The sequence below is a fragment of the Deltaproteobacteria bacterium genome (assembly GCA_016219225.1).
Lineage (GTDB): Bacteria > Desulfobacterota > RBG-13-43-22 > RBG-13-43-22 > RBG-13-43-22 > RBG-13-43-22.
This window is the reverse complement of the sequence record JACRBX010000125.1, coordinates 1-8,308: the sequence shown is the minus strand read 5'-3', so window position 1 is coordinate 8,308 and position 8,308 is coordinate 1. Positions and strand designations below refer to the sequence as shown.

Genomic DNA, 8,308 nt, shown 5'->3' with positions numbered 1-8,308 from the left:
ATAGAAATCCATAATCGTAACGCATTAATAGCCAAGGAGGTAATCGGATCTTGAGAAAATCACCAACCATCCGGTCAGGGAGCAGGGGAAAAACTCAAAAAAAGTCCGTCGGTCCTGAAAAGAAACCGATCCAGAGCAAAGTTTCCAGGACCCACAAGCCGGAGCATCTGGAGCTTGAGGAATGGCAGCGCCTCCTTCGAAAAGAATACGGTCAGAAACAGACCTTTAAACTCAAAAACCTGGGTGACCATCCTTTATTTTCGGACTTCTCGGTTATCAATCCTGAGACAGATAAGACCTATAGGGTGGCTATCCGCGGCCTGGAAACGGGGATGAATCATTGTTCCTGTCCGGACTTCAGCATCAATAATCTGGGGACTTGTAAGCATATCGAGTTCACCCTGGCCCATCTCATGAAAAAACGAGGGTCCGAAAAGGCTTTTCAAAAGGGCTATACCCCGGCCTATTCCGAAATATTTTTACATTATGGCCTGAAAAGGGAGGTCCGCTTCAGGGCCGGAAAGAACCTTCCCCCTGAGTTGCTCACCTGGGCGAAAAAGCTCTTTACCCCCGAGGGGAGACTCAAAGAAGAATTTATCCTGGATTTCCCCAAATACTTAAACCGCCTTCCTTCAAATAACGGCCATGAAGTACGCTGCCATGACGATGTCATGGCCTATATTGCCGAACACCAGGACCGGGAACACCGGCTGCAGATTATCCGGGAGCAATTCCATCAGGGAATCAACAGCCCCATTTTTAAAGATATCATCAAAACCCGGTTATACCCCTATCAACGGGAAGGGGCCTTGTTTGCCATTAAGGCCGGCCGCTGTCTGATAGGCGATGACATGGGCCTGGGAAAAACCATTCAGGCCATCACCGCCACCGAACTCATGGCCAAATTGTTCCAAATCAGTAAGGTCTTGATCGTTTCCCCGACCACCCTGAAATACCAGTGGAAAGGGGAGATCGAAAAATTTTCCTCCCGGCCGGTGGAGATCATCGAAGGCTTCAATCTTCATCGGGAGCAACAATACCGGACGGCCTCATTTTATAAAATCACCAATTATGAACTGGTCTACCGAGACCTGGAAAAGATCAAGGCCTGGACCCCGGACCTGATTATTCTCGATGAGGCCCAGCGGATCAAGAACTGGAAAACCCGGACGGCCCAAACCGTAAAACAACTCGAATCCCCCTTCGCCCTGGTCCTGACCGGCACTCCTATTGAAAATAAAATAGAAGAACTGCACTCCATCGTGGAATTTATCAGTCGCCGGCCATTAGGGCCATTGTACCGTTTTCTCCATAACCACCGGATCGTAGATGAAGGGGGCAAGGTTATCGGCTACAAGGATCTGCAGGCCGTCCGGGAAACCCTGGGCAGCATCATGATCCGCCGGAAAAAAGGAGAGGTCCTGGAGCAGCTTCCTGAACGGATCGATAAAAATTTATTTGTTCCCCTGACCAAAGAGCAAGGGACCATCCATGACGACAACTATGAGATCGTGGTTAGACTGGTGGCCAAATGGCGGCGCTATAAATTCCTTTGCGAGGCCGATCAACGCCGCTTGATGATCGCCCTGACCAGAATGCGCATGGCCGCCGATAATACCTACCTGGTGGATAAAAAAACCGTCCATGGACCTAAAATCGAAGAATTGGAGATCATCCTGGAAGAGGTCCTTGGGGAAGACGGCGAAAAGGTGGTCATCTTCAGCCAGTGGCTGCGCATGACCGAACTGGTGGAGCGAATCCTTAAGCGAAACCAGATCGGCTATGTCCACTTAAACGGCACGGTCCCGGCTAAACAGAGAAAAAATTTGCTGGTTAACTTTAAGGAAGACCCGGCCTGCCGGATCTTTCTGTCTACCGATGCCGGGGGAGTGGGCTTGAACCTCCAGAGCGGATCCACGGTGATCAACATGGATATCCCCTGGAATCCGGCCGTCCTGGAACAACGCATCGGACGGGTCCACCGGCTGGGCCAGCGCAAACCGGTTCGGGTCATCAATTTTGTCTCCTCGGCCTCCATCGAAGAAAGAATCCTGGATCTTCTTAAGTTCAAAAGATCTCTCTTTGCCGGCGCCCTGGATCAGGATGGGGAAAACGTGGTCATGATCGGCGAATCCCAACTCAAACGGTTTATGCAATCCGTGGAAACCCTGGCGGAAAACCTGGAAAAGGCCGGGCCTTCCATCGCCAGGCAACAGGAAACGGAAAAAGAATCGGATCAACAGGCAATCCTTTCGGAGGGACATGATTCGGGAGAAAGCCGGCCGGTGCCTGTTGGGGAAGATAGGACCGGTACCGGGCTGGACCTTTTGAAACCTTTGCTAATGAGTGGCGCGGAATTTTTAATGAATCTGAGCAAAGGCCTCGGCCGGCCGGCCTCCGGCGAAACACCGGAAGCCTCAAAACCAAGAGGCCCAAGAATCAGCCAGGATCCGGAAACAGGAGAATCATTCCTCAAAATCCCCCTTCCCGAAGCAGAAACAATTCAGAAAATCTTTTCGGCCTTACAGGGGGTAATGATGGGTTTTCAGGGCGATAGCCTCCCGAAATCCGCCAAGGAGTCCCATTGAAGTCACAAGATTTGCTTATTCCCTTTCTTGTCTGGCCCCTTTTCTTTTTCCTGTTTATTTCGCCGGCCTTTGCCCAATTAAAATTTCCCCCTTTTTTCCTCATGGGGGACGGGAAGATCCATATCCAAAACGCACAGACCAAGAAGGAAGCCAAGGTGGACCTGCTTCTTCCCGACGGCTCCTTTGATGAATCGGCCCTGGACCGGATCGACGTGGTCTTCGGCTATACCGGGAACCGGAAAGGGGAGCACATCTCGCGCCGGTTGATTTTCATGCTGGATTATTTTTCCGACCTGGCGGCACCCGGGAAAAAGATATTCCTGACATCCGGCTACCGGAGCCCTGAGTATAATGCCTCCCTGAAAAAGGGGGGCGGGATAGTAGCCAAAACCAGCACCCACATGGACGGCTTGGCCCTGGATTTTCATATCGAAGGGATTAAAAGCAAGGAACTCTGGGAGATGATCCGCCAACAGAATTGTTGCGGGGTCGGCCATTATGGTGGGAAGGAGATCCATCTGGATGCCGGCCGGCCCAGATTCTGGGAGGCGGCCACCTCCAAAGTAGATACCCGGGAAAGCGATTATAACCGGCGCATGTATCTTTCAACCGAATTCGACCGTTACGCGGCCGGCCAAACCGTGAGACTTTCTCTGTCTTCGGTGAGCGATTTCGGGTTCGGAATTGGGAAGAAGGCCATCCTGGTGACTGATCCAGATGGGAATAATCCCCTGATGGAGATGGACATCCGGACCCAGGAGGCTTCGGACTGCCTTCTAATCAAAGATCGGACGGCCTCTCATTTTATCAACCTCGCCCTCCCCGCCAATATTAAGGAAGGCCGCTACCGGATCCGTCTGGATTTCTGCCAGCGGCCTTTTGAACAGATGCCCTTAAAAATTATATCGAATGAAATCGAGATCCTATCTCAATCTTTGTCCAGCCGCCGATAAGAAAGCCGGATCGATTCCAAAGATGTCCTGTCATTAAAACCTGGTGCTTTTTCTTTAAAAAATACAGGAATCACCCTATTTACCTCTTTAAATAATGCTGGTAATTTAATTTAATAAGGCATGGCCTGGATTCCCGCCTGCGCGGGAATGACGGGTTTTTGCATAGTCATCATAATTAATTAGTGCCCCTACGGGGAATCACGAAGCATGAAAATGTTTTCAGACTATGGGCTATGGGCTTTAGATAGGGGCAAGGTGTATGGTTCAAGGTTATTACACTGGCAGCTTGAAACATGCAACATTTTCTTCACCTGATCCCTGGCCCCCGATCCCTGATCCCATAATTCATACTTAAATCTTGCATCTTGCAACTTTATTTTCGTTCATAAGAACCGGAGGTTTTTGAATGGGAGGAACAATCTGGAAAGGATCTATCCATTTCGGGGATACGGATGTGCCCGTCAAGCTGCATACCGCCGTCAAGGAAGAGCGGATTCAGTTTCACCTTCTTCACAAGCCGGATCGTGTGAAATTGCGCCAACAGATGATCTGTGTTTTTGAAAAAATTCCGGTGCCGATAGAGGCACAGGCCAAAGGTTTCGAATGGGAGGAAGGGAAATATATCCTCATCGATCCGGCGGAACTGGAACAAACCGTTCCGGAAAGCAGCCGGATGATCGAAGTCCACGAATTTGTAAAAACCGAACGAATCGATCCCCTCTTCTTTGATCGCGCCTACTACCTGGAGCCGGATAAATATTTAAAAGAATATAACGCCCTTATCGGGGCTTTGATGGAGATGCAGGCGGCAGGGATCTGCACCTGGACCATGAGAAAGCGGTCCTATCTGGGGGCCTTGCAGACCGGCGGGAAGATTCTCCGTCTCAATACGCTTCGCTATGCCGACGAAGTGATTTCGGCCAGATCTCTTGACCTCCAGAAATTTTCTTTATCTGAAAAGGAACTGAAAATCGGGGTGGATCTGATCAATCAGTTGACCGCTCCTTTTCAGCCACAAAAATTTGAAGACGAACACCAGATAAAGCTGCAAAATTTAATCGATAAAAAAGCCCGTGGAGAAAAAATTGTGCTCCTGCGTCCCCGGCGGTTGAAACCCACGGTATCAGACAAATTGCTTGAGGCTCTTGAAGCCAGTCTGAAAAAGGCGGCCTGAATTGAAAGCCACCGATCCTATCCGTTTCCCGGCGAAACCCTCTTCAAACAAGAAGTCTGAATTTACTGTTCATGGAATATGGAGCGGGACGATCAGCTTCAGCCTGGTGGCGATTCCGGTGCAGTTGGTTAAGGCCGTGGAGCCCGGCCGTGTTTCCTTTCGCCTGCTCCACAATAAGGATTACGCTCCCCTGGCCAGAAGAATGTTTTGTCCGAAAGAAGAAAAGGCCGTCCCCCCGGATGAGATTATCAGAGGATACGAAATCGCACCCGATCGATACATCCTGATAACGGACGAGGAATTGGAATCCGTTTCGCCCGAGCGGAGCCGGACGATCGAGATTGTCGAGTTTATCGATATGCTGGAAGTGGATTCGATCTATTTTGATCACCCCTATTACCTCATCCCCGCGAAAGGGGGCGAAAAATCCTATCGGCTGCTGGTGGAGGTAATGGCCCGAACCAACAAGGCCGGACTCGCTAAATTTGTGCTGGGTGACCGCGAGTATCTCGTTGCGGTCAAAAGCACGGCGGGGGCGCTGGCCCTGATCACGCTGCATTACAGCCAGGAAATACTTTCCGATGCAGCCCTCTTTCCAAAGGAAGGCACGATCGATGCCGAAGAAAAAAACCGCCTGAAAAAGGACATTAAGAAGATGATGGCCGACTTTAACCCGGACAAATATGCGGACGAGCGCCGGGAAAAAATCGTGGCCCTCCTTAAGAAAAAGTCGAAAGAAAAAGCTTTGGTAGAGGCCCCCATGGCCCTGGAAGAAGAGGGAGAAGGTCCGGCCGATCTGGTTGACGCGCTGCAGGAGATCATGCGCAAAATGAAGGAGAAGCGGTGAGCCGAAAGATCGTCGAGATCGCCGGCAAAAGTCTCTCTCTATCGAACCTTGAAAAGGACCTCTATCCCTCCTATGGTTTCACCAAGGCCCACATCCTGGAATATTACCACCGAATCGCCAAATTCATCCTGCCCTATTTGAAAGACCGGGCCTTGACCTTAAAACGTTATCCCGAAGGCGTGGAAAAGGATTACTTTTTCGAAAAGCGTTGTCCTTCTCATCATCCGGACTGGGTGAAAACAGCGGAAGTCGGCCGGGCTGGTAAAGAGACCATGACAGTCTGCCTGGTTAACGATCTGGAAACCCTGGTCTGGGTGGAGAACCTGGCCTCTCTTGAACTCCATGTGCCTCTGGCCAGGGCCGGTTCCCCGGAAACACCCGATTCCATGGTCTTTGATCTGGATCCCGGCGAGCAGGCCGACCTCCGGGAATGTGCCCGGGTAGCACTGATCCTCCGGGACCTGCTTTCCGGACTGCAGATGACCGGCTATGTAAAAACCTCGGGCAAAAAAGGACTCCATGTCTATGTCCCCCTGAACCACAAAGAGACGACCTTTGAGGACACCAAGAAATTTTCAAAGGCCGTTGCCGAGGTCCTGCAGAAAAATTATCCCGACCTGGTGACCGCTAAAATGGCCAGGGAATACCGGAAAGCAAAGGTTTTTATCAACTGGTCTCAAAACGATTCTTCCAAGACGATGATCTGTGTTTATTCCCTGCGGGCCAGGGAAAAACCGTTTGTTTCCTTTCCCCTTTTATGGGAGGAGGTAGAGCTTTTAACCGGAACGGAAGACCCGGAAAAGGTACAGGTCCTGCCTTCGGAGGCCGTACGCCGAGCCGGAAAGAAGGGGGACCTTTTTCAGGAGGTGCTTCTGAAAAAACAGAGGCTTCCACATCTTTAGCGAAGAAATAAAGTTTCAAGATGCAAGTTTCAAGTTTCAAGTATGAAAAACCTTGATCCTTGTTCAGGGTTTTCACTTTGAGCTTTGAGCCTTCAGCTTTGAATTTTTTTCTTGAACCTATTTTCATGCTTCGTGATGACCCAATGGGTCATGAGGATTTAGTTCGAAAATACGAATTTCGAACATTGAATTTCGAATCATGGAGTGATTGGTCTTAAGCCCCCTTCGATATTCAGTATTCGTTATTCGATATTCGATATTCGGTTTTTCATGCTTCGTGATGCCCCGGGCGGGGCTTGAGGGTTTAATATGGGCTTAAAAGAATACGAATCCAAGCGGGTCTTCGAGAAAACACCCGAGCCCAGGCCGGGTCTTCGGCCCGGAGGGGACCAGCTCATTTTTGTCGTGCATAAGCACGCAGCCCGGGCCCTGCATTATGATCTGCGACTTGAGCTGGATGGGGTACTTAAGAGCTGGGCCGTCCCCAAGGGGCCATCGATGGACCCTTCCGTGAAAAGGCTGGCCGTCATGGTGGAAGATCATCCCTTTGATTACAAGGATTTTGAAGGGATTATCCCGGAGGGCCAATATGGAGCAGGGAGCGTTATTATATGGGACAAGGGCTTTTATCTTCACCCTGCGGCAAACAATCGAGAAGAAAGCGAACACCTTCTTCATGACGGATTCCGAAAAGGGAACATGAAGTTTATTGTCGCCGGTGAAAAGCTCAATGGTGAATTCGCCCTGGTAAAGCCCGGAAGGGACGACAAGTCCTGGCTGCTTATAAAGAAAAAAGACCGTCATGCCGTCAAAGAAGATATTCTCAAGGAAAACCGTTCCGTAGTGTCCCATAGAACTCTGGAGGATATTTTCAAAGCCGGGCAGGAAAATCCTTCAGGAAAAACCAAGATAAATCAAATCCGTCTTCGGGAAGCGATGGAAGGGGAAGACCTGAAGGACGTCCCGGCCAAACCCATGCCCCACGGCATAAGCCCCATGCTGGCCACCCCGGTCAAAGAACCTTTTGACCATCCGGACTGGATCTTTGAGGTGAAATGGGACGGCTACCGGGCCGTGGCCGAAATCCGGGACAAGGACGTTTCGCTTTATTCCCGAAACCGGATCTCGTTAACCAAAAAGTTTTCCCCAATTACGGACTCGCTCAAAAAATTCGGATTTGAGGCTGTTTTGGACGGTGAAATCGTCGTGGTCGATGATCGGGGACAGCCTGATTTTCAACTGCTGCAGGATTACCCAAAATCCGGAAACGGACATTTGCTCTACTATGTCTTTGATCTCCTGTACTTCCAGGGGCATGATCTGACTGACCAGCCCCTGGTCAGGCGAAAAGATCTCCTGAAAAAATTCCTCCCCCCGGCTGCAAACATAAAATTCAGCGATCACATCTGGCAAGAGGGCCTTTTGTTTTTTAAGGTCGTCAAAGAAAAGGGCATCGAGGGGATCATGGCCAAACAGGCCCAAAGCCCCTATCAGATAGGCAGAAGGAGCCGACAGTGGCTGAAAGTGAAGACGCAACGCACCCAGGAGGGCGTGATCGCAGGATTCACAGAGCCGGGAGGGGGCCGGAAATATTTCGGCACTCTGGTCTTGGGCGTCTATGAAGGGGACGAGTTGATTTTCATCGGTCATTCGGGCGGCGGGTTCGGGGATGAGGATCTAAAGGCAATCCACAAAAGACTGGGTCCCCTGATTCAAAAAGAATGCCCTTTTAAAGCAAAGCCCAAGACCAATAGGCCAGCCACCTGGGTCAGGCCGGAGTTGGTTTGCGAAGTGGGTTTCCACGGCTGGACCGATGAAGGCCTCATGAGACAGCCGGTTTTTTT

The 8,308-nt window shown here is 50.5% G+C and carries 6 protein-coding genes; all 6 read left to right on the top strand.

Translation table 11 applies throughout. From position 1 onward, the window contains the following. Positions 1-50: 50 nt before the first annotated feature. Positions 51-2,588, top strand: coding sequence for a DEAD/DEAH box helicase (locus tag HY879_10975; protein MBI5603866.1), 2,538 nt, complete (start codon positions 51-53; stop codon positions 2,586-2,588). Continuing rightward, positions 2,585-3,541: a DUF882 domain-containing protein gene (locus HY879_10970; protein MBI5603865.1), complete on the top strand. Its 957-nt coding sequence runs from the start codon at positions 2,585-2,587 to the stop codon at positions 3,539-3,541. Before HY879_10975 ends, HY879_10970 begins: the two co-directional genes overlap by 4 nt. A gap of 406 nt (positions 3,542-3,947) precedes the next feature. Further along, positions 3,948-4,715 carry a Ku protein gene (locus tag HY879_10965; protein MBI5603864.1) on the top strand — a complete coding sequence of 256 codons (768 nt, stop codon included), beginning with the start codon at positions 3,948-3,950 and terminating at the stop codon, positions 4,713-4,715. Position 4,716: 1 nt separating this feature from the next. After that, entirely contained in the window at positions 4,717-5,562 is an 846-nt protein-coding gene (locus tag HY879_10960) for a Ku protein (protein ID MBI5603863.1), read from the top strand. Further along, the gene (locus tag HY879_10955) at positions 5,559-6,464 is read left to right on the top strand and encodes an ATP-dependent DNA ligase (GenBank protein ID MBI5603862.1); all 906 of its coding nucleotides are present in this window, start codon (positions 5,559-5,561) and stop codon (positions 6,462-6,464) included. Before HY879_10960 ends, HY879_10955 begins: the two co-directional genes overlap by 4 nt. A gap of 309 nt (positions 6,465-6,773) precedes the next feature. Continuing rightward, positions 6,774-8,308 (top strand): DNA ligase (locus HY879_10950; GenBank protein ID MBI5603861.1); only part of this gene is annotated, 1,535 nt, incomplete at its 3' end.

Bases quoted from the DNA above. Each gene is read 5' to 3' on its own strand.
- HY879_10965 (MBI5603864.1), top strand. From the start codon at position 3,948: ATGGGAGGAACAATCTGGAAAGGATCTATCCATTTCGGGGATACGGAT.